Here is a 26,845-nt window from a genome sequence, read left to right as displayed (position 1 = left end):
CCGGGAGGTGTCAGACGACGGGCTCGGCGGCGCGCGGAGCGCAGCCGAGGACATGCGCCTTCACCAGCTCCGCGATCCTCGGGTCCCGGCGCCGGAACGCCTGCACCAGTTCCTCGTGCTCCTCGGCGTACGACTGCTGCCGCGTCCCCAGCCAGCGGATGGACAGGGCCGTGAACACCTCGATGCCGAGCCCCTCCCAGGTGTGCAGCAGCACGGAGTTGCCGGCCGCCCGGACCAGCTCCCGGTGGAAGCCGACGGTGTGCCGCACCTGAGCGGTGCCGTCGGCGTTGCGGTCGGCCTCGTACAGCGCGGCGACATGCGGCTCGAGGGCGGAGCAGTCCTCGGCGAGCCCGGCGGCGGCCAGCTCCGCGGCGATGGCCTCCAGACCGGCCCGCACCGGGTAGCTCTCCTCCAGGTCGGCCGCGGTCAGGTTGCGCACGCGTACGCCCTTGTTCGGCGCGGACTCGATCAGCCGCAGCGACTCCAGCTCGCGCAGCGCCTCCCGCACCGGTGTCTGACTGACCTCCAGCTCGGTGGCGATCCGCCGCTCCACGATCCGCTCGCCCGGCTTCCAGCGCCCGCTGACGATCCCCTCCACGATGTGCTCGCGGATCTGTTCGCGCAGCGAGTGGACGACGGGCGCGGTCATGAGTGCTCCTTAGGGAGGGGCCGCCCATGGGCCCCGGGGCGTTTGACGTTTAGACAATACGGCTGGATCGCTCCACGGGGAGGGCGCGTGGGGGCGCTTTTACGCAGGTGAGACGAGACTTACATGTGTGTATACGTCGGTGCCCCCACCCGGAGACTCCGGGCGGGGGCACCGACGTGAGCGCCGAAGGCGCGTTACAGACCGAGCTCGACCTCGAACTCGCCCGCCTCCAGGATGGCCTTGACGGCCGTGAGGTAACGGGCCGCGTCGGCACCGTCGACCAGGCGGTGGTCGTAGGACAGGGTCAGGTACGTCATGTCGCGGACGCCGATGACCGTGCCCTCCTCCGTCTCGATGACGGCCGGGCGCTTGACCGTGGCACCGATGCCGAGGATCGCGACCTGGCCCGGCGGCACGATGATCGTGTCGAAGAGCGCACCGCGCGAACCGGTGTTGGAGATGGTGAAGGTCCCGCCGGACAGCTCGTCCGGGGTGATCTTGTTGCCGCGGACCTTGCCGGCCAGGTCGGCCGTGGCCTTGGCGATACCGGCGATGTTGAGGTCGCCGGCGCCCTTGATGACCGGGGTCATCAGGCCCTTCTCCGAGTCCACCGCGATACCGACGTTCTCGGTGTCGAAGTAGGTGATCGTGCCCTCGGCCTCGTTGATCTTGGCGTTGATGACCGGGTGGGCCTTCAGCGCCTGGGCCGCCGCCTTCACGAAGAACGGCATCGGGGAGAGCTTGACGCCCTCACGGGCCGCGAAGGAGTCCTTCGCCTTGGCGCGCAGCTTCATCAGCCGCGTGACGTCGACCTCGACGACCGACGACAGCTGGGCCTGCTCGTGCAGCGCCTTGACCATGTTGTCGCCGATGACCTTGCGGATGCGCGGCATCTTGATGGTCTGGCCACGGAGGGGGGAGACCTCCAGCGCCGGGGCCTTCTTGGCGGCGGCCGGAGCAGCCGCGGCGGGGGCCGGAGCGGCGGCGGCGGCCTTCGCGGCCTCGGCCGCGGCGATGACGTCCTGCTTGCGGATACGACCGCCGACGCCGGTGCCCTTGACGGAGCCCAGGTCGACGCCGTTCTCGGCGGCGAGCTTGCGCACCAGCGGGGTGACGTACGCACCCTCGTCGGTGGGCTGGGCGGCGGCGGGCGCGGCCGGAGCCGGGGTGACCGGAGCCGGAGCGACCGGCGCGGGGGCCGGAGCGGCGGCGACCGGAGCCGGAGCCGGGGTGGGCGCCGGGGCCGGAGCGGCAGGCGCCGGGGCCGGAGCCGCGGGGGCGGCCGGGGCGGCGGCGACCGGAGCCGGAGCCGGGGCGGCCGGAGCCGGAGCGGCGACCGGAGCCGGAGCCGCGCCCGGGGCGCCGATGACGGCGAGCTTGGCGCCGACCTCGGCGGTCTCGTCCTCGCCGACCACGATCTCGAGCAGCACACCGGAGGTGGGCGCCGGGATCTCGGTGTCGACCTTGTCGGTGGAGACCTCGAGCAGCGGCTCGTCGGCCTCGACGCTGTCGCCGACCGACTTCAGCCAGCGGGTGACGGTGCCCTCGGTGACGGACTCACCGAGCGCGGGCAGGACGACGTCCGTGCCGGTGGCGCCACCGGCCGGAGCCGCGGCGGGGGCCTCGGCGACCGGGGCCGGGGCGGCCGGGGCCTCGGCCACGGGGGCCGGAGCGGGCTCCGCGACGGGCTCGGCGGCCGGGGCGGGGGCGGCAGCGGGAGCGCCGGTGCCGTCGTCGATGATCGCCAGCTCGGCGCCCACCTCGACGGTCTCGTCCTCGGCGACCTTGATGGAGGCCAGGATGCCCGCGGCGGGCGCGGGGATCTCGGTGTCGACCTTGTCGGTGGAGACCTCGAGCAGCGGCTCGTCGGCCTCGACACGCTCACCCTCGGCCTTCAGCCAGCGGGTGACGGTGCCCTCGGTGACGCTCTCGCCGAGCGCCGGAAGGGTTACGGAAACCGCCATGGTTTCGGTTGCTCCTTACGAGTTGCGGAAGTCTGTGTCGTCGCTTCGTCGACCGAGGGGTCAGTCGTGCGCGTGCAGCGGCTTGCCCGCGAGGGCCAGGTGGGCCTCGCCGAGCGCCTCGTTCTGCGTCGGGTGGGCGTGGATGAGCTGGGCGACCTCGGCCGGCAGCGCCTCCCAGTTGTAGATCAGCTGGGCCTCGCCGACCTGCTCGCCCATGCGGTCGCCGACCATGTGGACGCCGACCACGGCACCGTCCTTGACCTGGACGAGCTTGATCTCGCCCGCGGTGTTGAGGATCTTGCTCTTGCCGTTGCCCGCGAGGTTGTACTTCAGAGCGACGACCTTGTCCGCGCCGTAGATCTCCTTGGCCTTGGCCTCGGTGATGCCCACGGAGGCGACCTCGGGGTGGCAGTACGTCACCCGGGGGACACCGTCGTAATCGATCGGGACGGTCTTCAGACCGGCCAGACGCTCCGCCACCAGGATGCCCTCGGCGAAGCCGACGTGCGCGAGCTGGAGGGTCGGGACGAGGTCACCGACGGCGGAGATGGTGGGGACGTTCGTCCGCATGTACTCGTCGACCAGGACGTAGCCGCGGTCCATCGCGACGCCCTGCTCCTCGTAGCCGAGACCGGCGGAGACCGGGCCGCGGCCGACCGCGACCAGCAGGACCTCGGCCTCGAACTCCTTGCCGTCGGCCAGGGTGACCTTGACGCCGTCGGCGGTGTACTCGGCCTTCGAGAAGAAGGTGCCGAGGTTGAACTTGATCCCGCGCTTGCGGAACGCGCGCTCCAGGAGCTTGGAGCTGTTCTCGTCCTCGACCGGGACGAGGTGCTTCAGACCCTCGATGACGGTGACGTCCGCGCCGAACGACTTCCACGCCGAGGCGAACTCGACGCCGATGACACCGCCGCCCAGGATGATCGCGGACTTCGGCACGCGGTCCAGGACGAGGGCGTGGTCGGAGGAGATGATCCGGTCGCCGTCGATCTCCAGGCCCGGCAGCGACTTCGGCACGGAGCCGGTCGCCAGCAGGACGTGACGGCCCTGGACGCGCTGGCCGTTGACGTCGACGGAGGTCGGGGAGGAGAGACGCCCCTCACCCTCGATGTAGGTCACCTTGCGGGAGGCGACCAGCCCCTGGAGCCCCTTGTACAGGCCGGAGATGACACCGTCCTTGTACTTGTGGACCCCGGCGATGTCGATGCCCTCGAAGGTGGCCTTGACGCCGAACTGGGCGCTCTCGCGCGCCTGGTCGGCGATCTCGCCCGCGTGCAGCAGGGCCTTGGTGGGGATGCAACCCCGGTGCAGGCAGGTGCCGCCGACCTTGTCCTTCTCGATCAGGGCGACGTCCAGGCCCAGCTGCGCCCCGCGCAGGGCCGCGGCGTAACCGCCACTACCACCGCCGAGGATCACTAGGTCGAAAACGGTGCTGGCGTCGTTCGCCACGTCACGTCCTCCATGCATGTGCGCCGTGCGCCGGTCGTCGCTGACCGGTCGGCGGCTGGTGTCCGGCCGCTCTTTCTTCGGCCCTGTGGTGGGGGCCCTGTCCTGCCGAGCCCCATCCTCGCACTTGTCGGAGGCCAACGAGACACGGGGCCGGGGTGTGAGACGTCCCACGTTCAGATGAGCGCCCCAAAAGGGGCGCGGGGAACTGCGCGACCAGCCCCCACGCCCCTGCAGTCGCTATGCGACGGAATGGACCGAGTTGTAAAGCGAACTCAGCCCAGTTCACCCGCGGCGGTCAGCTCCGCGAGCCGCACGAGGGTCCGCACCGCGGTCCCCGTACCGCCCTTCGGCGTGTACCCGAAGGGACCGCCTTCGTTGAACGCCGGCCCGGCGATGTCCAGGTGCGCCCAGGTGATCCCCTCGCCCACGAACTCCCGCAGGAAGAGCCCGGCCACCAGCCCGCCGCCCATCCGCTCACCCATGTTCGCGATGTCGGCGGTGGCGGAGTCCATGCCCTTGCGCAGGTGCTCCGGCAGCGGCATCGGCCACGCCGGCTCCCCGACCTCCTCGGCGGCCTCGTACACCGCCGTACGGAACGCCTCGTCGTTGGCCATGACGCCGAACGTCCGGCTGCCCAGCGCCAGCATCATCGCGCCGGTCAGGGTCGCCACGTCCACGATCGCGTCGGGCTTCTCCTGGGAGGCCGCCCACAGCGCGTCCGCGAGGACCAGCCGGCCCTCGGCGTCGGTGTTGAGCACCTCCACGGTCTTGCCGCTGTACATGCGCAGCACGTCACCCGGGCGGGTGGCGGTGCCCGACGGCATGTTCTCGGCGAGCGCCAGCCAGCCGGTGACGTTGACCTCGAGACCCAGCCGTGCGGCGGCGACCACGGCGGCGAAGACCGCCGCCGCGCCGCTCATGTCGCACTTCATCGTCTCGTTGTGACCGGCCGGCTTCAGCGAGATGCCGCCCGAGTCGTAGGTGATGCCCTTGCCGACGAAGGCGAGGTGCTTGTCCGCCTTCGAGGAGGTGTACGACAGCTTGACCAGGCGCGGGGCCGAGGCGGAGCCGCCGCCGACGCCCAGGATGCCGCCGTAGCCGCCCTTGGCCAGGGCCTTCTCGTCGAGGACCTGGACCTTGATGCCGTGCTCCTTGGCCGCGGTCTGCGCCAGGGCGGCGAACGCCTCGGGGTTGAGGTCGTTCGGCGGCATGTTGATCAGGTCGCGGGCCCGGTTGAGCTCCTCGCCGACGGCGGCGGCACGGGCGAGCGCGGCCTTGTGGGCGGCGTCGCGCGGCTTCCCGCCGAGCAGGGCGGCCTCGGCGAGCGGCGCCTTGGCGTTCTTGGCCTTGGCATCGTTGCCGTTCTGCTTGTAGGCGTCGAAGGAGTACGCGCCCAGCACCACGCCCTCGGCGACGGCGCCGACGTCGCCGGCGTCCGTGAGGGGCAGGGCGAAGGCGGCCTTCTTGGAGCCGGTGAGGGTGCGGGCGGCCACGCCGGCCGCCCTGCGGAGCGCCTCGGAGTCGAAGGAGGCGTCCTTCTCGGGCTCGGCGCCCAGCCCCACCGCGAGCACGAGCGGTGCCTTGAAGCCGGCCGGGGCGGGCAGCTTCGTCACCTCGCCCTCGGCGCCGGTGGCACCGAGGGTTTCCAGCACGCCGGCGAGGCGGCCGTCGTAGGCCAGGTCGACGGGCTCGGCGCCCGGGGCAACGATCGGGCCCTTGGCGCCCTTGGCGACACCGATCACGATCGCGTCGGCCCGGAGGCCGGGCGCCGCGGCGGTGCTGAGAGTGAGAGCAGTCACGGTGGTGAAATCTCGCTTCCGATGTGAAGTTGCTGTGGCCGGAATGTGTGGGTCGACCGGGCCCGGCAGCAGACCCTAGATCTCGGCCGGAGGAGCGGTCGCATCCGGGGTCGGTCCCACCGGCGCGGCGAACCGGCGTGACGAACCCCGCAACGAGCGTACGCGTGCCTGCGCATTCGCTCATGCACGCGAGCGTTCACCTGTCGGTGGCGTCGTAGCCACTTCTGGATCCTCGCACTCCATGAGCTGGGTCACACTCTTCGAGTTCCGGCGAGGAGATCACTTCGCCGCTTCGCACGATTTCCACGGATCCTCCGCCGTATCGGCACAGCCATGCCCGCGCGCGGAGATCCATCTCTGGGGGAGGACACACCATGGCGCACCGTGCGCGCATGTGGAGAACCACCAAAAACGCCGCCGCTTTCCTGGCGGCCGCGGGACTGACGGCGCTGAGTCTGGGGGCGGCACCCGGCGCCGCCGCGGCAGGGGAGCCGCGGATCGACCTGAGGGTCCTGGTGGTGGACAACGGGGACAGCCCCGTGCAGGCGATCACCGCCCAGCTCAAGAGCACCGGCATCCCGTACACGGTCGTGGACCTGAACTCCGTGAGCCGTCCGACCATCACGGCGGCCTTCCTGGCCGACACCGTCAACGGGACGCCGAGGGCGAGGTTCCAGGGCGTGGTGCTGCCCAACGAGGCACCGTTCGGGGCCGGTTCGGCCGAGCAGACCGCCCTGGAGACGTACGAGAAGACGTACGGCATCCCGCAGGTCGACGCCTACACCTGGGCGCACCCGGAGGTCGGCCTGGAGTACGCGTCCTACGCGGGCTCCCTCGACGGACAGCAGGCGTCCGTCACCACGGCCGGCAAGTCGGGCTGGTTCGGCTACCTCGACGGCGGCTTCACCTTCGAGGACAACTCGCCGACGATCGGCGAGAGCTACGGCTACCTGGCGGCACCCCGCACCGGCTACACCAGCTACGTCGACGCACCCCTGCCCGGGGGCGGCGGCACCGGCAGTCTGGTCGGCGAGTACACCCACGACGGACGCCGCGAGCTGGTCGTGACGTTCGCCTACAACCAGTACCAGCAGCAGTTCCGGCTGCTGGCCCGGGGCATCGTCGAGTGGCTCACCCAGGGCATCCACCTGGGCCAGGCCCGCAACTACTTCGCGGTGCACGTCGACGACGTGTTCGCGCCCGACGCCCGCTGGGACGCCGAGCGCAACTGCACGCCCGGCGACATCGACTGCGTGGGCGGTGGCGACGAGGGCACGCCGATCCGGATGACGGAGGCCGACGCGGCCTACGCCGCCCAGTGGCAGCAGGAGCACGGCTTCACCATGGACATGGTGTACAACGCCGGCGCCGGCGAGGACTGGAAGGCGGAGAACGGCGGCACCGACGCGATGGCCGACCGGCTGCTCGCCGACAAGGCCAAGTACCGCTGGATCAACCACACCTACAAGCACCCGTTCCTCGGCTGCGTCCAGGACACCTCCACCGTGCCGTGGACCTGCGCGAAGAACGCCGACGGCTCGACGCAGTACATGAGCCGCGCCGAGATCTCCGCGCAGATCCGCGACAACAACAACTGGGCCGCCGCCAAGGGCCTGCCGATCGACCGGACCGAGCTGGTCACCGGTGAGCACTCGGGCCTCAAGACGCTGCCGCAGCAGCCGAACGACAACCCGAACCTGGCCGGCGCCCTCTCCGACAACGGCGTCAAGTGGATCGCCTCGGACAACTCGCGCGAGCCCGAGCAGCGCGCGGTGGGCAAGGCGCTGACCGTGCCGCGCTACCCGATGAACGTGTACTACAACACGGGCACCAAGGCCGAGATGGCCGACGAGTACAACTGGATCTACGCCTCCCAGGCCGACGGCGGCAGCGGCATCTGCGAGAACAACGCGGCCTCCACCTGCCTGACCGAGCCGCTGGACACGGCCACCGGCTACGACGAGTACATCGTCCCGCAGGAGGCCCGCACCGACCTGGGCCACGCCATCAGCAACGACCCGCGGCCGCACTACGCGCACCAGTCCAACCTGGCCGAGGACCGTCTGCTGTACCCGGTCATGGAGAAGGTGCTGAGCGACTACAAGGCCCTCTTCGCGGACAACACCCCGCTGGAGAACCTCCGCCAGAGCGCCATCGGCACCGAACTCCAGCGCCGCGCCGCCTGGCAGGCTGCCGTCGCCAACAACAAGGTGACCGCGTACCGCATCGGCAACACGGTCACCATCACCGCGCCGAACGGCACACAGATCCCGGTCACCGCCCCGGAGGGCACGAAGAAGCAGCAGCTCATCGGCAGCTCCGTCTTCGGCACCCCCTACGCGGGCCACCGCTCGGACTGGACCACCCCGAACGGCCTGCAGACCGCGGTAACCCTGAAGCTGCCGTAAACAACAACACCCCGTAAGGGGACATCGTCGCCCCAAAGGGGCGCGGGGCTGTATCGATCTGCGGCTCCGCCGCGTGGGCGCGACCAGGTACGACGGTTGCGCTCACGCGAGACATCACCGGCAGAACAAGCGCCCCAAAGGGGCGCGGGGCTGTGTCGATCTGCGGCTCCGCCGTGTGGGCGCGACCAGGTACGACGGTTGCGCTCACGCAAGACATCACCGGCAGAACAAGCGCCCCAAAGGGGCGCGGGGAACTGCGCGACCAGCCACACCAGACCAGCACCCGGCATCCGGTCCGCAGTTCCCCCCACACCATCCGCACAACACCGGGGGAGCCGCGCAGCGCATGCGCACAGGCCGTCACGTCACCATGCTCACCGAAGGAACCTACCCACTCGTCCACGGCGGGGTCAGCACCTGGTGCGACCAGCTCGTCAAGGGCATGCCGGAGGTGGAGTTCCACATCGTCTCGCTCTCCGGCAGCGGCCGCGAACCCGTGACCTGGGAGCTGCCGTCCAACGTCCGCCGCCACACCTCCGTGCCGACCTGGGGCCCGCGCCCCGGCCGCGACCGGCCGCCGTACGGCAGGGACCTGCGCCGCTTCATCGACTCCTACGAGCGTTTCCTGCTGTCCTTCCTCGACCCCGAGCCGCCCTGCGACTTCGGCGAGAGCCTCTACGAACTGGCCGAACTCGCCCGCGAGGGACGTCTGTCGGCGGCTCTGCGCAGTGAGACCGCACTGCGCTCCCTGATGTGGATATGGACGATGCCGCACATCCCCACGGCGGCCGCGAACCCGACCGTGTACGACGCGCTCACCGCCACCGACCTGCTGGAACACGCCCTGCGCCCGCTCGGCGTCCGCATCGCGCAGCCTTGCGACGGTACGGCGGGCACCGTCGCGCACGCCGTCAGCAACGGCCTCGCCACCCTCCCCGCGCTCACCGCCCGCCACTTCGACGGGGTGCCCTTCCTCCTCACCGAGCACGGCATCTACCTGCGCGAGCGCTACCTCGGCAGCCGCCGCGAGGCACAACGCTGGCCGGTGAAGGCCTTCATGCTCGGCTTCCACCGCGCCCTCAACTCCCTCGGCTACCGGACGGCCGACCTCATCACCCCCTGCAACCGGTACAACCGCCGCTGGGAGGAACGCGGCGGCGCCGACCCCGGGAAGATCCGCACCGTCTACAACGGCGTCGACCCGCACGCCTTCCCGCACGCCGGACCCGAGCCCGACGTCCCCACCCTGAGCTGGTGCGGCCGCGTCGACCCCATCAAGGACCTCGAAACCCTGCTGCGCGCCTACGCCCTCGTCCGCGCCGAACTCCCCGACACCCGCCTGCGGTTGTTCGGCCCGGTGCCGCCCGGCTGCGAGGAGTACGCCACCCGCCTGGAGAAGCTCGCCGCCGAACTCGGCGTCACCGACGGCCTCACCTTCGAGGGCCGCGTCACCGAGGTCTGGCGCGCCTACGCCGCCGGCCACGTCGTGATGCTGTCGTCGATCTCCGAGGGCTTCCCGTTCTCCCTCATCGAGGCCATGTCCTGCGGCCGTACGACGGTGTCGACCGACGTCGGCGGAGTGCGCGAGGCCGTCGGCGACACCGGTCTGGTCGTCCCGCCGCGCGAGCCGGAGAAGATGGCCGCGGCCGCACTGACCCTGCTCAAGGACGACGAACAACGCCTGAAACTCGGCGAGTTGTCCCGCCAACGGGTCATCGACCGCTTCACGCTCCGCCGCTCGGTCGACAACTTCCGCACGATCTACCAGGAACTCGCCGGGCTGCCCGAGGTCTACGAGCCCGCCGTCGAGACGGTCGACGACTGGACCGAGGAACTGCGCGACCCCTGGTACCGGGCCGTCGCGACGGACGGGACCGACTGGTGAACCAGAACAGGACCGGGCTGCCCGCCATCCCCCGGCAGCGCACGGCGACGCCCTCCTGGGCCGCCCCCGACCCCGTCGACCGACTCGCCGAACAGTGCGGCGACTTCGTGGCCGCCGCCGTCCACCCGGACGAGATAGCCGCCCTGCTGGAGTCCGACGGCCTCTCCGACGAACAGATCCGCGAACGCTACGGCGTGCGGAACTCCTTCGCGCTCGCCGAGGAGCTCTACGCCCGTGTCCCGCGCCGCCACCAGGAACCCGACGGCCCGCTCCACGACCCCTGGCGGGTGAGCCTGCGGGCCTGTCTGCTGCGCGGCCTGGTCTTCGCCCTGCCCGGCTTCGCGTACGTGCTCGGCGCCCCCCTGCTGACCGGCCCGCCCGGCGCCCTCGGGCTCCCCGCGGGCACGGTCCCGCTGCTGGCCGGCGCCCTGTTCGGCTGGACCTGGAACCAGGGGCTGTCGCACCGGGCGTACGCCTGGCTGGGGCTGGGAGACCGCCCGGCCGCCCGCCGCTGTCTCCTCGTGGGCGCCCCGGCCGGCGCCCTGCTCGGCGCGCTGACCGCGCTGGCCGTGGCCGGGCCCGCCGACGGGACGGCCGTGGCCTTCGCCGCCGGCCAGTCCTGCTACCTCGGCGCCTCCACCACCCTGCTCGTCCTGGGCCGCGAACGCGCCCTCCTGGCCGCGCTGGCACCCATGACGGCGGGCGCCCTGTCGGCGTTGGCCCACCCCCTCCCGGACCCGGCCGGCCCGATCCTGCTGCTGGGCTCACTGGCCGCCGTGATGCTGCTCGGCCTACGCGAAGTGGCGCCCTCACTGAGGGAGTTGAACCTGCTCTCCGGAGCCGGTGCCGTTGACGCACCCCGGCTGACCGGCTCCCTCCCGTACGCCCTCTTCGGCCTCGGTACGGGCGCCCTCGTCCTCTACGCGGCCCTCGGAGACGTGCCGGCGGGGGAGGAGCACAGCGCGCTCGCCGCGCCCGCCGCCGTGGCGCTCACCCTCAGCATGGGCCCCGCCGAATGGCTGCTGTACCGCTTCCGCAGCGGCAGCCTGGCCGGACTGCGCACCACCGGCACCCCGGGCGCCTTCCGGCGGGCCACGCTCCGCACGGGCGCCGAGTGCCTCGCCGCCTACCTGCTGGTCCTGCTCTCCCTCGGCCTGATCGCCACGGCCCTGTGGCCGGACGCGCCCGGCCTCACCGCCGTACGCCTCGCGGACGTGCTCCTGCTGGGCGTGGTCCTGTGGACCGGGCTGCTGCTTCAGTCCTTCGGCGCGGTCCTCGGCACGGCCGCCGTCTGCTGCGCGGCCGCCCTCGCCCAGACCCTCGCCCTGCTCACCCACGTGGCGGACCCGCACGGGGTGGCCCTTACGGTGTACGCAACGGCGGCCGCCGTCCAGGCGCTGCTGGTCCGCACACTCCTGGGAAGGGCAACAGCCCACCGATGAACACGCGATCCCTCCTCGCGACCGCGTCCCTCCTCCTGCTGCTCACCGGCTGCACGGCGGCCTCCGACGACGAGCCGGAGAGCGGCGGCGGGACGGAGACGTCCGGCGAACGCTGGCAGCCCCGGCCCGGCACCGACTGGCAGTGGCAGCTCAGCGGCAAGCTGGACACCTCGGTGGACGTCCCGGTGTACGACATCGACGGCTTCGACCACACCGAGGAGACCGTCGACGAGCTCCACGCGGACGGCCGCAAGGTCATCTGCTACCTCTCCACCGGCGCCTGGGAGGACTGGCGCCCCGACGCCGACGACTTCCCGAAGTCGGTGATAGGCAAGGGCAACGGCTGGGAGGGCGAGCAGTGGCTCGACATCCGCAAGGTCGACGTCCTCGAACCCCTGATGGCGGCCCGCCTCGACATGTGCCGTGACAAGGGCTTCGACGCGGTCGAGCCGGACAACATGGACGGCTACAAGAACACCACCGGCTTCCCGCTGAAGGCGGCCGACCAGCTCCGCTACAACCGCCTGATCGCCCGCCTCGCCCACGACCGCGGCCTGTCCGTCGGTCTGAAGAACGACCTCGACCAGATCCCCGAGCTCGTCGACGACTTCGACTTCGCGGTCAACGAGCAGTGCGCCCAGTACGACGAGTGCGAGGACATGACCCCCTTCATCGAGGCGGACAAGGCCGTCTTCCACGTCGAGTACGAACTCCCCACCAGTGACTTCTGCGCCGAGTCCAAGCGTCTGAAGCTGAGTTCCCTGCTGAAGAAGTACGAACTGGGCGCCTGGCGCAAGGCCTGTTAGCCACCCAGGGTCAGCAGCACGAGGGCGGCTGTCGCCGCCGTCTCCGCCAGCCCGCCGAACACGTCCCCGGTGACCCCGCCGAAACGGCGTGTGCAGTGGCGCAGCAGGAGTTCGGCGGCGGCGAGCGCCAGGACGACCGCGACGGCCGTACGGACACCGTCGTACACCCCGGTCACACCGCCCAAGGCCGCCGCGCCGAGGGTGAACGCGGCCGTCACCGCCAGTGCGCCCGGTACTGGAACCACTCCCGCGACGGCCGCGCCCAGCCCCTCCGGCCGGGCGGCCGGGACGCCGGCGCGGGCGGCCAGGGTGAGCGCCAGCCGGGCCGCCACGGCCGCGGTGACGGCGGCGACGGCACCCCGGGCCCAGGAGTCGTCGTAGAGCCGCGCCAGCGCGGCCACCTGCGCGAGCAGCACGAAGACGAGCGTGAGCACGCCGAACGGTCCGATGTCCGACTGCTTCATGATCCGCAGCGCGTCCTCGGCGGGCTTGCCGCTGCCGAGGCCGTCCGCGGTGTCGGCCAGCCCGTCGAGGTGCAGACCACGGGTGAGGACGGCGGGTACGGCGGCGGAGGCGACGGCGGCGAGCAGCGGGCCCGCGCCCAGGAACAGCAGCAGCAGACCTAGCCCGGCCGCGCAGCCCCCGACGACCAGCCCCACCACGGGGGCGCTCAGCATGCCGCCGCGCGCCGCCTCCCGGTCCCAGCGGGTCACCTCGACGGGGAGCACGGTGAGGGTGCCGAAGGCGAAGCGGAGACCGTCGAGGGAGCGGGGCGTGGACATTCCGGCAGACTAGCCCGGGCACCGTGCCCGCAAGGCGGCGCACCCCGCTCGCCGCGAGACTGGGGACATGGGCCAGTGGCTGCAGCGCAACATCGTCGAACCGGGGAAACTCCCCCTGCTCCTCGCCCTGACCGCGTTCGTCCTCACCTTCCTGATCACCCGGGTCATCACCCGGCTCATCCGGGCGGGCAGGGGGCCCTTCGGGAACATCAGCTCCGGCGGGGTGCACATCCACCACGTGGTCCCCGGGGTCGTGCTGACCCTCGCGGGCGGCTTCGGCGCGGTGGCGAGCGGGGCCCGTGGCTTCGGCTCGGGCGTCTTCGCGGTGGTCTTCGGTATCGGTGCCGGGCTCGTCCTCGACGAGTTCGCGCTGATCCTGCACCTCGACGACGTGTACTGGACGGAGGCGGGGCGCAAGAGTGTGGAGGCCGTCGTGCTGACGGCCGCCCTCGTCGGGCTGCTGCTGGTGGGGTCCGCGCCGTTCGGCGTCAACGACATGAGCGACGACGAGCTCCAGGACCGGGGGACCGTCGCCCTGACCGTCGGCGTGAACTTCCTCCTCTCGCTGGCCGTGCTGTTCAAGGGCAAGATCAAGATGGCCGTGTTCAGCGTGCTCATCCCGTTCGTCGGGTTGATCGGTCTGATACGGGTGGCGCGGCCCGGTTCGCCGTGGGCCCGCCGGTTCTACCGGCGGCGGCCGCGGGCCCGGGCGAAGGCGGTGTTGCGGGCCTATCGGCACGATCGGCGGTGGGCTCGGCCGGGGCGGGTGCTGGGGGACTGGTTGGGGGGCAAGACGAACGCGGAGCTGGGGAGGAAGGGCGCCTGAGGGGGTGGGGGGTGGTGGTTGTGCTTGCCGCGCACAGGAGAGCCACCCCCGCGATCGCCGCCAGGTGTTCCTTGCCTGCCAGGTTGTTCTTCAGCAGGACCTCCACGATCATCGCGAGGATCACGAGAGCCGTTGTCGTGTACGCCCGGTAGCGCCGGCCCAGGAACACCGCCAGGCCCACCACCGCCGCCGACGGGCCGGTGTCGACGACCACGGCGTCGGAGGCGGGGAGCCAGTCGAGGGCGATGCCGGCGCGGGCGTACAGGGTGCCGGCGAGGGTCGCGGCGTAGGCGACGGCCAGGGTGCGCCACCAGCCCAGGCAGAGCTCCGCGAGGCCGAACACCAGCAGGATCTGGGCGAGGGCGCCCCAGACGGGGAGGTCCAGCGCCGGGACGAAGAGGGAGAGCGGGGTGCGCAGGAGGGCGAGCTCCAGGGGGTCCTGGGCCCGGATCGCGCCCAGACATTGGACCGGACGGTAGCCCCAGGACTGGTTCTGCACGATCTGCAGGACCGACGTCAGACACACGGCCGTCGCCGTCATCGGCACCGCCCGCCAACGCCGCTCCACCAGTGGCGCGCGTACGGCCTCGTACAGCGGCCCCCATTCGGCGCGGGCCCAGCGGCCGACCTGGCTCATCGACGGGTCTCGTTCATCGATGGGTTTCCAGGTGAGCACGGTGCAGCCACTTCGGCAGCCCGGGCGCCTCCAGGAAGCCTTCTGCCCGTGCCGACGCGAGGCCGATGCGGGGCAGGTCCGCGCTCTTCTCGAAGAGGAGGAAGCGGGGTTCCCAGATGGGCCGGTACTTGGCGTTGGCGCGGTACAGCGACTCGATCTGCCACCAGCGGGAGAAGAAGCTGAGGAGCGACCGCCACAGCCTCAGGACCGGCCCGGCGCCCAGACGTGCGCCGCGTTCGAAGACCGAGCGGAACATGGCGAAGTTGAGCGAGACCTGGGTGATCCCGATCTCCCGGGCGCCCGTGAGGAGGTCGATCACCATGAACTCGATCAGACCGTTGTCGGAGTCCCGGTCCCGCCGCATCAGGTCCAGGGACAGCCCGTGCGGGCCCCACGGCACGAAGGAGAGCAGCGCTCTGAGCCGCCCCTCGGCGTCGCGGCACTCCAGCATCACGCAGCGCCCGTCCTCCGGGTCCCCGAGCCGCCCCAGCGCCATGCTGAACCCGCGCTCGGTGGCCCCGTCCCGCCAGTCGTCGGCGCGGCGCAGCAGGTACGCCATCTCGTCGGCCGGGATCTCCTCGTGCCGCCGTACCCGCACGGTGTAGCCGGCCCGGCGCACCCGGTTGTACGCCTGCCGGACGGTCCGCATGGCGCGGCCCTCCAGGGTGAACTCGGCGACCTCGACGATCGCCTCGTCACCGAGTTCGAGGGCGTCGAGCCCATGCCGCGCGTACACGGTCCCGGCCTCCTCGCCGGCCCCCATCACCGCCGGGATCCACCCGTGCGCCCGCGCCTCGGCGAGCCACGGCTCGATCGCCCCCGGCCAGGCCTCCGGGTCCCCGAGCGGATCCCCGGACGCGAGGGACACCCCGCCCACCACCCGGTAGGCGACGGCCGCCTTCCCGGTCGGCGACCAGCGCACGCTCTTCTCCCGGCGCAGCGCGAAGTACCCGAGCGAGTCCCGCTCGCCGTGCCGGTCGAGCAACTCCCGCAGCCGCTTCTCGTCGTCCTCGGTGAGCGGGTCGACGGCCCGCCGGGAGCGGAAGGCCGCGTACAGGACGGCGAGGACGAGGAGCGTGCTGAGCACGTTGACCGTCACGTCCACCCAGTTCGGCGTGGCGATGCCGGGGGAGCGGAAGTCGGAGATGGAGACCAGCCGGAGGGTCCCGTACCGCCAGCGTTCGGCGAAGGTGGAGTGCCCCTGCGCCTGGTTGGTGGCCGTGACCAGCAGCGCGGCGAACAGCGAGGCGCCGAGCAGCCCGCCGACGCCGACGGCCGCGGCGAGCCGGGGATTGGCGCGGTCGCCCTTGGCGTAGAACTCCCGCCGCCCGAGCACCAGCGCCCCCACGAAGGCGGCGGTCAGTGCCAGCGAGACCCAGTTCTGCGGGTGCCGCCGGATCTCCGGGAACACCATGGCGAAGGCGAGCAGCGCGAGGAACGCCCCGCCGAGCCCGAGGTTCAGGATCCACGCGGCACGTTTGCGGCGCCGCATGGTGATCGCCAGAAACGCCGTGAACACACCGGAGGCGAAGCCGGCGGTCAGCAGATACGGCGTGAACAGGTCCTCCTGGTTGTGCCGCCGCACGTCCTGCCCCAGGGAAACCCACACCGCGCTGAGGAAGTTGACGAAGGCGACGGCACGCAGATACCAGACGGCGAGGACGGCGGCGACCCGGGCGTTTCCCATGAGCGGTGATCATATGGGTGGACTTCCGGGAAACCGATCTTTTGGGGCCGCCTGTCCCTTCCTGTCCGCAGCTGTCCGGTTACGTCGCCTCGTTGCTCCACTCCTGCTCCGGCTCCGCGGCCTGCTCCTTCGCGGACGCCTCGGACGCCTCGGGCTTCTCGGGCTTCTCGGGCTTCTCGGGAAGCTCCGCCGCCAGGGCCGCCGCGGCCTGCACCAGCGGCAGCGCCAGCAGCGCCCCGGCGCCCTCGCCGACCTTCACGCCCTGGTCGAGCAGCGGCTCCAGCGCCATCCGGTCCAGCGCCTTCGCCTGCCCCGGCTCACCGCTCTTGCTCGCCGCCAGCCACCAGTCCGGCGCCCGGAACGCGATCCGCTGCCCGACGAGAGCGCAGGCGGCGGCCACGACACCGTCGAGCACGACCGGCAACTTCCGTACGGCGCACTGCAGCAGAAAGCCCGTCATCGCGGCGAGGTCGGCGCCGCCCACGGTCGCCAGCAGCTGCAACTGCTCCCCGAGCACCGGCCGCGCCCGGCGCAGCGCGTCCCGGATCGCCGCGCACTTGCGCATCCACGCCAGGTCGTCGATGCCCTCGCCGCCCCGACCGGTCACCACGGAGGCGTCGGTCCCGCACAGCGCGGCCACCAGCACCCCGGCGGCCGTCGTCCCGCCGACGCTCACATCGCCGAGGACGACCAGATCCGTACCGGAGTCGGCCTCCTCGTCCGCGACCGCCATGCCCGCCCGGAAGGCAGCCTCGGCCTCCTCCACGGTCAGCGCGTCCTCGATGTCGATACGACCGCTGCCGCGCCGCACCCGGTGCCGTACGACGTCCTCCGGGAACAGAGCCGGGTCGCAGTCCAGCGCCATGTCCACGATCCGCACGGGTACGTCGAGCCGGCGGGCGAGCACCGAGACCGGGCGGGCGCCCTCCAGGATCTCCCGCACCAGCTCCGAGGCGGTGCCCGCCGGCCGGGTCGAGACGTCGAGCTCGGCGACACCGTGGTCGCCGGCGAACAGCACCACCCGCGGCCGTACGACCGGCCGCACGGGCACCGAGCCCTGCGCCGCCGCCAGCCACTCACCCAGGTCGTCCAGGCGCCCCAGTGATCCGGGCGGCACGATCTGACGTTCCCGGCGGGCCTCCGCGTCGCGGCGCACTCCGCCGTCGGGGCGCTCGATCAGATCGGTGAAGTCGTCGAGATTAAGCGAGCTCATTCGCCGAACAGTACCGGCACCGGCTGGGCGGTCCGGCGCCACATCGTCACCACACCCCCACGACGTCTTTGCACCCAAGATCGGTATCCCATACGTTCCTTTTGCCGCTGAATGTCGCGGATCCTGTTCTCTGTTCCCCGGAGCCGCTCATGTCCCCCAGGCCCAGGACCGTGCCCCGACCCGTCCACGATCCGCGCCGCGACGACTGCCCCTGGTGCGGTTCGACACGCCTGCGCACCCGACTGCGCGCACCGGACCTGCGGCATCGCAGACCGGGCACCTTCGTGGTCGACGAGTGCCGGGACTGCGCCCACGCCTTCCAGAACCCCCGCCTCACGCCCGAGGGACTGGCGCTGTACGACGCCCGGGGGGACGAGCGGTTCAGCCGCGGGCACCTGAGGCGGACGGCCCGCGCGATGCTTGCCTTCCCCGAGCCGGAGAGCTGGCTGGACGTGGGGACCGGGGACGCGGCCTTCCCGCTGACGGCGAAGGAACTGTTCATGTACACGGCCTTCGACGGGCTGGACCCCACCCCGCGCGTGCGGCGGGCGAGAGCGGCGGGCCGCCTGGACGAGGCCCACATGGGCCACCTCACGGCCCCGGACGTCCTGTCCCGCCTGCGCGGCCGCTACGACGTCGTCAGCATGCTCCACCACCTGGAACACACCCGGGACCCGCGGGAGGAACTCACGGCGGCCCTCACGGTCCTGCGCCCCGGCGGCCACCTCCTCCTGGAACTCGCCGACCCCGCCAGCGCGTCCGCCGCCGTCCTGGGCAAGTGGTGGCACTCCCACGACCAGCCCCGCCACCTCCACCTGATCCCCCTGCCCAACCTCCGCACGGAGCTGGAGTCCCAGGGCTGCGACATCGTCACCACGGACCGCAGATCCCCCCACACCCCCCACGACCTCTCCGTGGCCGCCTTCCGCTCCCTGAACCGCACCCGCCTCCACCGCGCCGCCCTCCCCGCGGCAGCCCTCGCAGCAGCCCTGGACCACACCCTCTCCCCCCTCCTCAGCCGCACCCGCTTCTCCAACGCGTACCGACTGATCGCCCGCAAGAGGTAGCCGCGGCACGTCGGCGAAGTGCGGGCGGTGGGTGGCTGGTCGCGCAGTTCCCCGCGCCCCTTGACTTGCGCAGCCGCGCGCAGCCGCGCGCAGCCGCGCGCAGTCGTGTCGCCCGAGCAGCCGCAGTCTCCGCAGCCACGGGCACTCGCGCCGCGCGCGAGAGTGCAGTTTCCGCGGCTGCGGCCAGGCGCGCCGCCGGGCCTGTGCCGACCCGGCAGCGGCCGTCGTCCTTCCTGGCTGCGGGCAGTCGTGCCGCTGGGGCGATGGGGGTCCCCCCGCTCGAGCGAAGCCGAGAGTGGGGGAGGGTGGGCGCAGCGGCACCCCGCGAGCGCCGGGCTGCGCGACCCACCCCCGCCCAGCACCCACCCCGGGCAACCCGTCAGCCACGCCCGCCTCACCCCCGTAGCACCACCGCCTGGCCCGCCACCACCAGCACGACCTCCTCGCACTCACCTGCCACAGCGGCGTTCAACCGCCCCAACTCGTCCCGATACCGCCGCCCGGAGGCAGTGGCGGGCACGATCCCCGAGCCCACCTCGTTCGACACCAGCACCACCGTCCGCCGAGCCCCCCGCACAGCCGCCGCCAGCTCCGCCACCCGCGCCCGCAACGCCCGCTCACCCCCGTCCGCCCACTCCGCGTCGTCCCACGCCCCGACGGAGTCCATCGCGTCCGTCAGCCACAACGACAGACAGTCGATCAGCAACGGCGCCCCGTCCTGCGCCAGCAGCGGCACGAGGTCGCACGTCTCCGTCGTACGCCACGACCCCGGCCGCCGCTCCCGGTGCGCCGCCACCCGTGCCGCCCACTCGGTGTCCCCGCCCCGCGACCCGCCCGTGGCCACGTACAGCACATCGGGGAACGACTCCAGCCGCCGCTCCGCCTCCACCGACTTCCCCGACCGCGCCCCGCCCAGCACCAGCGTCCGCCGCGGCACGTCCGGCACGTCCTCGTACACCCCCACCACCAGCGTCGCCCCGTCCGGCACCGCCCGCGCCCCCGCCGCCGCGAGCCGCCGCGTCAACTCCGCGCCCGCCGGCACGTCATGGTCCAGGTGTACGGCGACGACGTCCGTCGTCGGCCCCACCGCCCCCACCGCCCGCAGCTTCGCCAGCGCGTCCGGCCGCCCCACGAGATCCGCGAGGACCATGTCGTACCGCTCGGCGTGCTCCGACCCCTCCTCCAGACCGGCCGGCGCACCCCCCGGCGGCAGATACAGCAGCCGATGCCCGTCGGGCCCGGTCACCGCGTACCCGGTCCCCGGCGCGTCCATCGCCACCGCCCGCACCCGATGCCCCGTCAGCAGCGCCAGCTCCCGCCCGTCCGGCACCCGCCCGGGCTGCGGCAGCCCCGCCGGCACCTCCACGGGCGGCCCGTCGTGCGGATGCGACAACAGCACCTGCCGTACGCCGCCCAGCGAGTGCCCCACCCGGGCAGCCGCGAACGCCACACCCGGCGTCAGATCGAGCAGCAGCGCCCCGTCCACGAGCAACGCGGTCGCCGCACGCGCGTGCGGGCCCAGCGAGGTCGCGCACACCGCGCAGGGGCAGTCGGGGCGGGGCAGTCCCGCGGGGGCACCGGTACCGAGCAGAGTCACTTCCACAAAGCTGATTTTCGCGTCTCTGACCTGGTCTTGCGCATCCGACTAGGCTGCTCGGCAGGAGCCGGACCAAGATCCGGCTTCTGCTCTGCACGTGTTCATATCAGGGAGGCGTACATGGCGGCATGGACGTGGCGGTTCGAGAAGGCCGACGGGACGGAGGTCCAGCCCGCAGTGGAGCCGGAGGAGTTCACCACCCAGGGGGACGCCGAGTCCTGGATCGGGGAACAGTGGAAGGCCCTGCTCGAAGGCGGCGCGGACCAGGTGCGGCTCTTCGAGGACTCCACCGAGATCTACGGCCCCATGAGCCTGCACGCGAACGAGTCCTAGCCACGCGACCGTAGAACCGGGGGCACCGCCGTGACACCACGGCGGTGCCCCCGTCTCACTGCTCGCCCAACGTCACGTCCGTCTTCTTCTCGCTCCCGTCGCGGGTGAACGTCACCGTCGTGCGCGCCCCCGGCCTCTCCTCGGCCAGCGCCTCCGTCAGCGAGGTGATGGTGGTGATGTCCGTGTCGCCCAGCCCGGTGATGACGTCCCCGGCCCGCAGGCCCGCCTTGTCGGCCGCACCCCCTTCCCGCACCTCCACGACCGCGACCCCCGCCGGCTGGTAGCCCGCGTCGACGTAGGTGCGCCCGGTGATGCCGAGCGCCGCCCGGCCCGAGTCGGTGACCCTGCCGTCCCGGACGATCTGGTCGGCGACGGTCCGCACCATCGACGCCGGGATCGCGAACCCGATGCCCGCCGCGGCGCCGCCGAGGTCCGGGTCGGTCGCGGCGAGCGTCGGAATGCCGATGACCCGCCCGTCCAGGTCGACCAGCGCACCCCCGCTGTTGCCCGGGTTGATGGGCGCGGACGTCTGCACCATGTTCGCGAAGGTGGCCCCCGGCCCGCCGTCCTCGTCACCCGCGCTGACGGTCCGTCCGGTCGCCGAGACGATGCCCTGCGTCACGCTCGACGACAGCCCGAGAGGCGAGCCCATGGCCAGCACGATCTGCCCGACCTCGACCTTCGAGGAGTCGCCGAACGCGGCCGCCCTCAGCCCGCCCGGCACCTTGTCGAGCTTGACGACGGCCAGGTCCTGCTGCGGATAGGAGAAGACGAGGGTGGCCGTCAGCGGCTCCTCACTGGTGGCCGTCGTGACCTGGAAGGTCCGCCCGTCACCGACGACGTGCGCGTTGGTGACGATGTGCCCCTTGCCGTCGTAGACGACCCCCGACCCCAGCCCGTCGTCGGACTGCACCTGCACGACCGAGGGCAGGACGTCCTTGATCACCCGCTGGTAGTCGCTCTGCAGATCGGTGCCGTCCCGGGGGGTCGGCGTCGCCCGCGGCGCGGCCTGGGTGGTCGTGGCCCTCGTCGTCACCGGCGAACCGACCCCGGAACACCCGGCGAGCAGCGCAAGGGAGCATGCGAGCACGGCGAGCCCCGAGGCACGACTACGGCAAGCGTCCATGCCCCGAGTCTCACGGCGGGGCGAGGACAGGGCTTCCCCAACTCACCCGAACGAGGGAAACAAGCGCCCACGGCAGCACACCCAGGGGCGCGGGCCGTGTCGATCTGCGGCTCCGTCGCGTGGGCGCGACCAGCCCCCACCGGCCGGCACATCCCCTACGACCTCAAGCCCCCCGAACCCCACAAAGATGCAACAGTGCCGCCACGCCCCGGTAGGGATCCGTCCGCCCCGCCCGCTCCTCGGCCGCCAGCAACGCCTCCGCCTCCGCGGGATCGTCCGGAGCCGTGGTCCCGTCCGCCGCCGTGTCGGTGAACACCCGCACCCCGTACCAGGCCTGCAGCGGCGCCCCGATCCCGGCCAGCGTGTCCGTCAGCGTGGCCAGCCGGTCCGCGCGCACGTCCAGGCCCAGCCGGTTCGTGTAGGCGACCGTGTCGAAGGCGGCCAGCGCGCCCGCCCAGTCGCCGCTCAGCCCCGGCCGCATGGCCAGCGCGTCCGCGTTGCGCACGAGCAGCGACAGCAGCCCGCCCGGGGCCAGCATCCGCGCCAGCCCCGCCAGCAGTGCGTCCGGCTCCTCGACGTACATCAGCACGCCGTGGCACAGCACCACGTCGAAGCTGCCGGGCAGGAAGTGCACGCCCGTGTCCCGGCCGTCGCCCTCGATGATCCGCATCCGCTCCCGGATGCCCTCCGGCTCCCCGGACAGGGCCCGGCGGGCCGCGGCGCACATGGTGGCGTCCTGTTCGAGTCCGGTCACCTGGTGGCCGAGGCGGGCGAGCCGCAGCGCCTGCGTGCCCTGGCCCATCCCCACGTCGAGCACCCGCAGCCGCTGTCCGACCGGGTACCGGCCCGCGATCTGCTCGTCGAGCTGGCGGGCCACCAGCTCCTGCCGTACGACATCACGCAGCCCACCCAGCTTGTTCAGCCAGGCCTCGGCCGCTCCCCCGGAGAAAGACGTCGTGCTCAGGGCCGCTCTCCGCGCTTGACCTGCGGCTTGGGCAGCCGGAGCCGGCGCATCTGCAGGGAGCGCATGAGCGCGTAGGCGATCGCGCCACGGCGGCTCTGGTCGGGGAAGCGCTCCGCGAGCCGCTTGCGCAGCCGGAAGCCGGTGACGATCGAGTCGAGCACGATCAGCACGATCACGACCAGCCACAGCAGCAGCGCCATGGTCTGCAGCGAGGCCACCCGGACCAGGCTCAGCAGGAGGATGACCACGGCCATGGGCAGGAAGAACTCCGCCACGTTGAACCGGGAGTCGATGAAGTCGCGGGCGAACTTGCGGACCGGGCCCTTGTCACGGGCCGGCAGGTACCGCTCGTCGCCGCCCGCCAGCGCCTGGCGCTGGCGCTCCAGCTGGGAGCGGCGCTCGTCGCGCTGGCGCTTCGCCGCCTCCTTGCGGGTGGTCGGCGTGTTGGCGACGCTGCGGCGCTGGGACTGGGCCTCGGCGCGCTTGGGCGTCGGTCGGCCCTTGGGGGCCTGCGGGTCACGGGTCTGCTTGGAGTCGGTCACCGCCGCCTTGTCGGCGGGGGCCTTCTCTTCCTTGGCACGGCTACGGAACACAAAACCCAAGGGTAAGCGCTCGCGGGCATGGACCCCAGCCCGGCGGGGAACGATCCGGCAACACCAGTCGTCTGTAGTGGAGACGGACCGGGACGGATCGGGGAAAACCTCGGGAAGAGGGGACGTAGGGGTGAGCCGGCGTCGACCCTGAAGGTCACCTACTCCTTACGCCGGAGCAAGGTCTCGGTCAGTCGTCCTTGGGGAGGAGCACATCCGTCCCCGAACAGTGCGTCAATGGATGCAGGGCCCGTACTGTGGGTTCTGTCGCAGAGCTGGAGCTGGACGTCAGAAGGGGGCGCGCGAAGCCCATGAGCGGTGTCATGAAGCGTATGGGGATGATCTTCCGCGCGAAGGCGAACAAGGCCCTTGACCGGGCCGAGGACCCGCGCGAGACCCTCGATTACTCGTACCAGAAGCAGCTGGAGCTCCTGCAGAAGGTCCGCCGCGGCGTCGCCGACGTGGCCACCTCGCGCAAGCGTCTGGAGCTGCAGCTCAACCAGTTGCAGTCGCAGTCCTCCAAGCTGGAGGACCAGGGCCGCAAGGCACTCGCGCTCGGCCGTGAGGATCTCGCCCGCGAGGCCCTCTCCCGCCGGGCCGCCCTCCAGCAGCAGGTCAGCGACCTGGAGACGCAGCACGCGACGCTCCAGGGCGAGGAGGAGAAGCTCACCCTCGCCGCCCAGCGCCTCCAGGCCAAGGTCGACGCCTTCCGTACGAAGAAGGAGACCATCAAGGCCACCTACACCGCGGCCCAGGCCCAGACCCGCATCGGCGAGGCCTTCTCCGGCATCTCCGAGGAGATGGGTGACGTCGGCCTGGCCATCCAGCGCGCCGAGGACAAGACCGCCCAGCTCCAGGCCCGGGCCGGCGCCCTCGACGAGCTGCTCGCCTCCGGTGCCCTCGACGACCCGACCGGCCTGGCGAAGGACGACATCCAGAGCGAGCTGGACCGGCTCTCCGGTGGTACGGATGTAGAGCTGGAACTGCAGCGCATGAAGGCCGAGCTCGCCGGAGGCACCTCCTCGGGCCAGCAGGCCATCGAAGGTGGCACCAACCAGTCGCAGCCCCAGCAGCAGCCGCAGGACACCCCGCGCTTCGACAAGCAGTAGGGCCCACGCCGAGGGAGGCGACATGATCGTACGGATCATGGGGGAGGGGCAGGTGAGGCTGGACGACGGCCACCTCGCCGAACTGAACAAGCTGGACGACGAACTCCTCGCGGAGCTGGAGGGCGGCGACGCGGACGGGTTCCGCCGCACCCTCGGCGCCCTTCTGGGCGCCGTCCGCCGCCTGGGCACCCCCCTCCCCGACGACTCCCTCGAACCGTCGGAACTGATCCTTCCGTCCCCGGACGCGACGCTGGAGGAGGTCCGGGAGATGCTGAGCGACGACGGTTTGATCCCAGGGTGAGATCGATCAGCCCGTCTGGGGGTGCCCCCTCTGGGGGAGTTTGAGGACGAGGCCCGTTCAGGGCCGAAGCGGGGGTCCGGGGGCGGCAGCCCCCAGCTACGGCAGGGAAAGCGACGGTAACCAGCAAAGTGACCCCCCTCGGCCGAGCCCAACGCCAGCTGCAGGCTCACCCCCTGGCCCTGGACGCGACTCTCGCCGCAGGCGTCCTGCTCTGCATGCTCGCCGGCTCCTTCGTCGACCCCCACAGCGGCCACAGCGTCAGCTGGAGCATCCGCAGCCCCGACCCCCTCAGCCTCCTGCTGATGACCCTCGGCGCCATCGCCCTGATCTTCCGCCGCAGCGCCCCCATGACGGTCCTCGCCGTCACCGGCACCCTCTCGGTCGTCGAGTGCGTCACCGGCGACCCCCGCGCTCCCGTCGCGATGTCCGCCGTCGTCGCCCTCTTCACCGTCGCCGCCACCACCGACCGCCCCACCACCCTGCGCGCCGGCCTGATCACGATGACGGCTCTCACCAGCGCGGCGATGCTCGCGGGCCCGCTGCCCTGGTACGCCCAGGAAAACCTCGGCATCCTCGCCTGGACCGGCATCGGCGCCACCGCCGGGGACGCCGTCCGCAGCCGCAGGGCCGTCGTCCAGGCCATCCGCGAGCGCGCCGAGCGGGCCGAGCGCACCCGAGAGGAGGAGGCCCGCCGCCGCGTCGCCGAGGAGCGGCTGCGCATCGCCCGCGATCTGCACGACGTGGTCGCGCACCACATCGCCCTGGTCAACGTGCAGGCCGGAGTCGCCGCGCACGTCATGGACAAGCGCCCCGACCAGGCCAAGGAGGCCCTCGCCCACGTCCGCGAGGCCAGCCGCTCCGCGCTCAACGAGCTGCGCGCCACCGTCGGTCTGCTGCGCCAGTCCGGAGACCCGGAGGCCCCCACCGAACCGGCGCCCGGCCTGGACCGCCTCGACGAGCTGGCCGGCACCTTCCGCAGCGCGGGCCTGCTGGTCGAGGTTGCCCGCACGGACCACGACACCAAGCTGCCCGCCGCCGTCGACCTGGCCGCCTACCGGGTCATCCAGGAGGCCCTCACCAATGTGCAGAAGCACGCGGGACCGGACGCGAAGGCCGAGGTCAGCGTCGTACGGGTGGGGCCGCACATCGAGATAACGGTCCTCGACGACGGCCGCCCGGAGGCCGAGGAGAGCCCGGTGACCGGCGGCGGGCACGGTCTCCTCGGCATGCGTGAGCGGGTCACCGCCCTGCGCGGCACCCTCACCACCGGTCCCCGCTACGGAGGCGGCTTCCGCGTGCATGCGATCCTGCCGGTCAAGACCCGTACCCGCCCAGCCGAGGACCCCGCATGAGCATCCGTGTCCTGCTCGCCGACGACCAGGCGCTGCTTCGCAGCGCGTTCCGGGTGCTCGTCGACTCCGAGTCCGACATGGAGGTGGTCGGCGAGGCGTCCGACGGGGCGGAGGCGGTCCGGCTGGCGAAGGAGGAGCGCGCCGACGTCGTCCTGATGGACATCCGCATGCCCGGCACCGACGGTCTCGCCGCGACCCGGCAGATCAGCGCCGACCCCGACCTCGCGCACGTCCGGGTGGTCATCCTGACGACCTTCGAGGTCGACGACTACGTGGTGCAGTCGCTGCGCGCGGGCGCCTCCGGCTTCCTCGGCAAGGGCAGCGAGCCGGAGGAGCTCCTCAACGCGATCCGGATCGCCGCCGGCGGCGACGCCCTGCTCTCCCCGGCCGCCACCAAGGGCCTCATCGCCCGCTTCCTCGCCCAGGGCGACGCGCTGGGCGACGACCGCGACCCGGCCAGGGAGGAGCGCCTCGCGGCACTCACCGTGCGCGAGCGCGAGGTCCTCGTGCAGGTCGCCGGCGGCCACTCCAACGACGAGATCGCCGAACGCCTGGAGGTCAGCCCGCTGACCGTGAAGACGCACGTCAACCGGGCCATGGCCAAGCTGGGCGCGCGCGACCGGGCACAGCTCGTGGTGATCGCGTACGAGTCCGGGCTGGTACGCCCAAGGGTGGAGTGAGCCCCACCCGCTCGTACTGCGGGCGGAGTATGAGCCGCATAAGGAAATGGACCAGGGGCTTACGGATCGGGGCCGGGCCATGGCTCAGGGTGTAGGGGTCGGCGCTCATATGTGCCCTCACACCGCTTCTGCCGCTCACA

22 protein-coding genes are annotated in these 26,845 nt (G+C 72.1%); 11 read left to right on the top strand and 11 right to left on the bottom strand.

Annotated features, from left to right (window positions below; genetic code table 11):
• Window positions 1-10: 10 nt before the first annotated feature.
• The 4 genes from ACIRF9_RS06780 to ACIRF9_RS06765 form a co-directional block, all read right to left on the bottom strand.
• Window positions 11-649, bottom strand: coding sequence for a GntR family transcriptional regulator (locus tag ACIRF9_RS06780; RefSeq protein WP_403817395.1), 639 nt, complete (start codon window positions 647-649; stop codon window positions 11-13).
• 194 nt (window positions 650-843) lie between these two features.
• Window positions 844-2,613 carry a 2-oxoglutarate dehydrogenase, E2 component, dihydrolipoamide succinyltransferase gene (sucB, locus tag ACIRF9_RS06775; protein WP_403817393.1) on the bottom strand — a complete coding sequence of 590 codons (1,770 nt, stop codon included), beginning with the start codon at window positions 2,611-2,613 and terminating at the stop codon, window positions 844-846.
• 60 nt (window positions 2,614-2,673) lie between these two features.
• On the bottom strand, window positions 2,674-4,062 hold the full coding sequence (lpdA, locus tag ACIRF9_RS06770; protein ID WP_403817390.1) for a dihydrolipoyl dehydrogenase: 1,389 nt from the start codon (window positions 4,060-4,062) through the stop codon (window positions 2,674-2,676).
• 272 nt (window positions 4,063-4,334) lie between these two features.
• Window positions 4,335-5,861 carry a leucyl aminopeptidase gene (locus ACIRF9_RS06765; protein ID WP_403817387.1) on the bottom strand — a complete coding sequence of 509 codons (1,527 nt, stop codon included), beginning with the start codon at window positions 5,859-5,861 and terminating at the stop codon, window positions 4,335-4,337.
• A 392-nt stretch (window positions 5,862-6,253) separates the two neighbouring features.
• Here ACIRF9_RS06765 and ACIRF9_RS06760 point away from each other — a divergent pair, with 392 nt between their 5' ends.
• The 4 genes from ACIRF9_RS06760 to ACIRF9_RS06745 all read left to right on the top strand — a co-directional run bounded on the left by ACIRF9_RS06760 (window position 6,254) and on the right by ACIRF9_RS06745 (window position 12,402).
• Window positions 6,254-8,269: a hypothetical protein gene (locus ACIRF9_RS06760; RefSeq protein ID WP_403817384.1), complete on the top strand. Its 2,016-nt coding sequence runs from the start codon at window positions 6,254-6,256 to the stop codon at window positions 8,267-8,269.
• Between the two features lie 346 nt (window positions 8,270-8,615).
• Complete coding sequence (gene pelF / locus ACIRF9_RS06755; protein ID WP_403817381.1) at window positions 8,616-10,154, top strand: GT4 family glycosyltransferase PelF; 1,539 nt, start codon at window positions 8,616-8,618, stop codon at window positions 10,152-10,154.
• The gene (locus tag ACIRF9_RS06750; protein ID WP_403817378.1) at window positions 10,151-11,596 is read left to right on the top strand and encodes a hypothetical protein; all 1,446 of its coding nucleotides are present in this window, start codon (window positions 10,151-10,153) and stop codon (window positions 11,594-11,596) included. The genes pelF and ACIRF9_RS06750 overlap by 4 nt, the downstream gene beginning before the upstream one ends.
• Window positions 11,593-12,402 carry an endo alpha-1,4 polygalactosaminidase gene (locus ACIRF9_RS06745; RefSeq protein ID WP_403817376.1) on the top strand — a complete coding sequence of 270 codons (810 nt, stop codon included), beginning with the start codon at window positions 11,593-11,595 and terminating at the stop codon, window positions 12,400-12,402. Before ACIRF9_RS06750 ends, ACIRF9_RS06745 begins: the two co-directional genes overlap by 4 nt.
• On the opposite strand, the gene ACIRF9_RS06740 is transcribed toward ACIRF9_RS06745, so the two are convergent.
• Window positions 12,399-13,184, bottom strand: coding sequence for an adenosylcobinamide-GDP ribazoletransferase (locus ACIRF9_RS06740; RefSeq protein ID WP_403817374.1), 786 nt, complete (start codon window positions 13,182-13,184; stop codon window positions 12,399-12,401). The two genes, ACIRF9_RS06745 and ACIRF9_RS06740, sit on opposite strands and share 4 nt — an antisense overlap.
• Before the next feature lie 67 nt (window positions 13,185-13,251).
• Here ACIRF9_RS06740 and ACIRF9_RS06735 point away from each other — a divergent pair, with 67 nt between their 5' ends.
• The gene (locus tag ACIRF9_RS06735; RefSeq protein ID WP_403817372.1) at window positions 13,252-14,010 is read left to right on the top strand and encodes a hypothetical protein; all 759 of its coding nucleotides are present in this window, start codon (window positions 13,252-13,254) and stop codon (window positions 14,008-14,010) included.
• Between the two features lie 650 nt (window positions 14,011-14,660).
• Here ACIRF9_RS06735 and ACIRF9_RS06730 read toward each other — a convergent pair.
• Window positions 14,661-16,373: a phosphatidylglycerol lysyltransferase domain-containing protein gene (locus tag ACIRF9_RS06730; protein WP_403817369.1), complete on the bottom strand. Its 1,713-nt coding sequence runs from the start codon at window positions 16,371-16,373 to the stop codon at window positions 14,661-14,663.
• 79 nt (window positions 16,374-16,452) lie between these two features.
• Window positions 16,453-17,586, bottom strand: coding sequence for a nicotinate-nucleotide--dimethylbenzimidazole phosphoribosyltransferase (cobT, locus tag ACIRF9_RS06725; RefSeq protein ID WP_403817366.1), 1,134 nt, complete (start codon window positions 17,584-17,586; stop codon window positions 16,453-16,455).
• 149 nt (window positions 17,587-17,735) lie between these two features.
• Between cobT and ACIRF9_RS06720 the strand changes: the two genes are divergently transcribed.
• Window positions 17,736-18,653 carry a class I SAM-dependent methyltransferase gene (locus ACIRF9_RS06720; RefSeq protein ID WP_403817363.1) on the top strand — a complete coding sequence of 306 codons (918 nt, stop codon included), beginning with the start codon at window positions 17,736-17,738 and terminating at the stop codon, window positions 18,651-18,653.
• Between the two features lie 394 nt (window positions 18,654-19,047).
• On the opposite strand, the gene ACIRF9_RS06715 is transcribed toward ACIRF9_RS06720, so the two are convergent.
• Complete coding sequence (locus ACIRF9_RS06715; RefSeq protein ID WP_403817360.1) at window positions 19,048-20,256, bottom strand: bifunctional adenosylcobinamide kinase/adenosylcobinamide-phosphate guanylyltransferase; 1,209 nt, start codon at window positions 20,254-20,256, stop codon at window positions 19,048-19,050.
• 114 nt (window positions 20,257-20,370) lie between these two features.
• On the opposite strand from ACIRF9_RS06715, the gene ACIRF9_RS06710 reads away from it, so the two are divergent.
• Complete coding sequence (locus ACIRF9_RS06710) at window positions 20,371-20,583, top strand: hypothetical protein (RefSeq protein WP_403817357.1); 213 nt, start codon at window positions 20,371-20,373, stop codon at window positions 20,581-20,583.
• 55 nt (window positions 20,584-20,638) lie between these two features.
• Here the strand turns inward: ACIRF9_RS06710 and ACIRF9_RS06705 are convergent, their stop codons facing one another.
• The 3 genes from ACIRF9_RS06705 to ACIRF9_RS06695 all read right to left on the bottom strand — a co-directional run bounded on the left by ACIRF9_RS06705 (window position 20,639) and on the right by ACIRF9_RS06695 (window position 23,266).
• A complete protein-coding gene (locus tag ACIRF9_RS06705; protein ID WP_403817354.1) occupies window positions 20,639-21,709 on the bottom strand; it encodes a S1C family serine protease in 1,071 nt (356 codons plus the stop codon).
• A gap of 163 nt (window positions 21,710-21,872) precedes the next feature.
• The gene (locus ACIRF9_RS06700) at window positions 21,873-22,586 is read right to left on the bottom strand and encodes a class I SAM-dependent methyltransferase (RefSeq protein ID WP_403817351.1); all 714 of its coding nucleotides are present in this window, start codon (window positions 22,584-22,586) and stop codon (window positions 21,873-21,875) included.
• Window positions 22,587-22,669: 83 nt separating this feature from the next.
• Window positions 22,670-23,266 carry a DUF3043 domain-containing protein gene (locus ACIRF9_RS06695; RefSeq protein WP_403817348.1) on the bottom strand — a complete coding sequence of 199 codons (597 nt, stop codon included), beginning with the start codon at window positions 23,264-23,266 and terminating at the stop codon, window positions 22,670-22,672.
• A 308-nt stretch (window positions 23,267-23,574) separates the two neighbouring features.
• Between ACIRF9_RS06695 and ACIRF9_RS06690 the strand changes: the two genes are divergently transcribed.
• The 4 genes from ACIRF9_RS06690 to ACIRF9_RS06675 all read left to right on the top strand — a co-directional run bounded on the left by ACIRF9_RS06690 (window position 23,575) and on the right by ACIRF9_RS06675 (window position 26,705).
• Window positions 23,575-24,372, top strand: a complete 798-nt coding sequence (locus ACIRF9_RS06690; protein WP_403817346.1) for a PspA/IM30 family protein — start codon at window positions 23,575-23,577, stop codon at window positions 24,370-24,372.
• A 22-nt stretch (window positions 24,373-24,394) separates the two neighbouring features.
• Window positions 24,395-24,673, top strand: coding sequence for a hypothetical protein (locus tag ACIRF9_RS06685; RefSeq protein ID WP_403817343.1), 279 nt, complete (start codon window positions 24,395-24,397; stop codon window positions 24,671-24,673).
• Window positions 24,674-24,801: 128 nt separating this feature from the next.
• A complete protein-coding gene (locus ACIRF9_RS06680; protein WP_403817340.1) occupies window positions 24,802-26,025 on the top strand; it encodes a sensor histidine kinase in 1,224 nt (407 codons plus the stop codon).
• Window positions 26,022-26,705: a response regulator gene (locus ACIRF9_RS06675; protein WP_403817337.1), complete on the top strand. Its 684-nt coding sequence runs from the start codon at window positions 26,022-26,024 to the stop codon at window positions 26,703-26,705. Before ACIRF9_RS06680 ends, ACIRF9_RS06675 begins: the two co-directional genes overlap by 4 nt.
• Window positions 26,706-26,845 lie beyond the last annotated feature (140 nt).

It is taken from the genome of Streptomyces sp. NPDC096132, from assembly GCF_044763345.1.
Lineage (GTDB): Bacteria > Actinomycetota > Actinomycetes > Streptomycetales > Streptomycetaceae > Streptomyces.
Note: the sequence above shows the minus strand (reverse complement) of the source record. Positions and strands in the feature narration are given on the sequence as shown.

Coding starts and splice junctions, on each gene's coding strand:
- ACIRF9_RS06780 (WP_403817395.1), bottom strand. CDS start 649: ATGACCGCGCCCGTCGTCCACTCGCTGCGCGAACAGATCCGCGAGCAC.
- sucB (WP_403817393.1), bottom strand. CDS start 2,613: ATGGCGGTTTCCGTAACCCTTCCGGCGCTCGGCGAGAGCGTCACCGAG.
- ACIRF9_RS06760 (WP_403817384.1), top strand. CDS start 6,254: ATGTGGAGAACCACCAAAAACGCCGCCGCTTTCCTGGCGGCCGCGGGA.
- pelF (WP_403817381.1), top strand. CDS start 8,616: ATGCGCACAGGCCGTCACGTCACCATGCTCACCGAAGGAACCTACCCA.
- ACIRF9_RS06745 (WP_403817376.1), top strand. CDS start 11,593: ATGAACACGCGATCCCTCCTCGCGACCGCGTCCCTCCTCCTGCTGCTC.
- ACIRF9_RS06740 (WP_403817374.1), bottom strand. CDS start 13,184: ATGTCCACGCCCCGCTCCCTCGACGGTCTCCGCTTCGCCTTCGGCACC.
- ACIRF9_RS06735 (WP_403817372.1), top strand. CDS start 13,252: ATGGGCCAGTGGCTGCAGCGCAACATCGTCGAACCGGGGAAACTCCCC.
- ACIRF9_RS06730 (WP_403817369.1), bottom strand. CDS start 16,373: ATGGGAAACGCCCGGGTCGCCGCCGTCCTCGCCGTCTGGTATCTGCGT.
- cobT (WP_403817366.1), bottom strand. CDS start 17,586: ATGAGCTCGCTTAATCTCGACGACTTCACCGATCTGATCGAGCGCCCC.
- ACIRF9_RS06720 (WP_403817363.1), top strand. CDS start 17,736: ATGTCCCCCAGGCCCAGGACCGTGCCCCGACCCGTCCACGATCCGCGC.
- ACIRF9_RS06710 (WP_403817357.1), top strand. CDS start 20,371: ATGGCGGCATGGACGTGGCGGTTCGAGAAGGCCGACGGGACGGAGGTC.
- ACIRF9_RS06705 (WP_403817354.1), bottom strand. CDS start 21,709: ATGGACGCTTGCCGTAGTCGTGCCTCGGGGCTCGCCGTGCTCGCATGC.
- ACIRF9_RS06690 (WP_403817346.1), top strand. CDS start 23,575: ATGAGCGGTGTCATGAAGCGTATGGGGATGATCTTCCGCGCGAAGGCG.
- ACIRF9_RS06685 (WP_403817343.1), top strand. CDS start 24,395: ATGATCGTACGGATCATGGGGGAGGGGCAGGTGAGGCTGGACGACGGC.
- ACIRF9_RS06675 (WP_403817337.1), top strand. CDS start 26,022: ATGAGCATCCGTGTCCTGCTCGCCGACGACCAGGCGCTGCTTCGCAGC.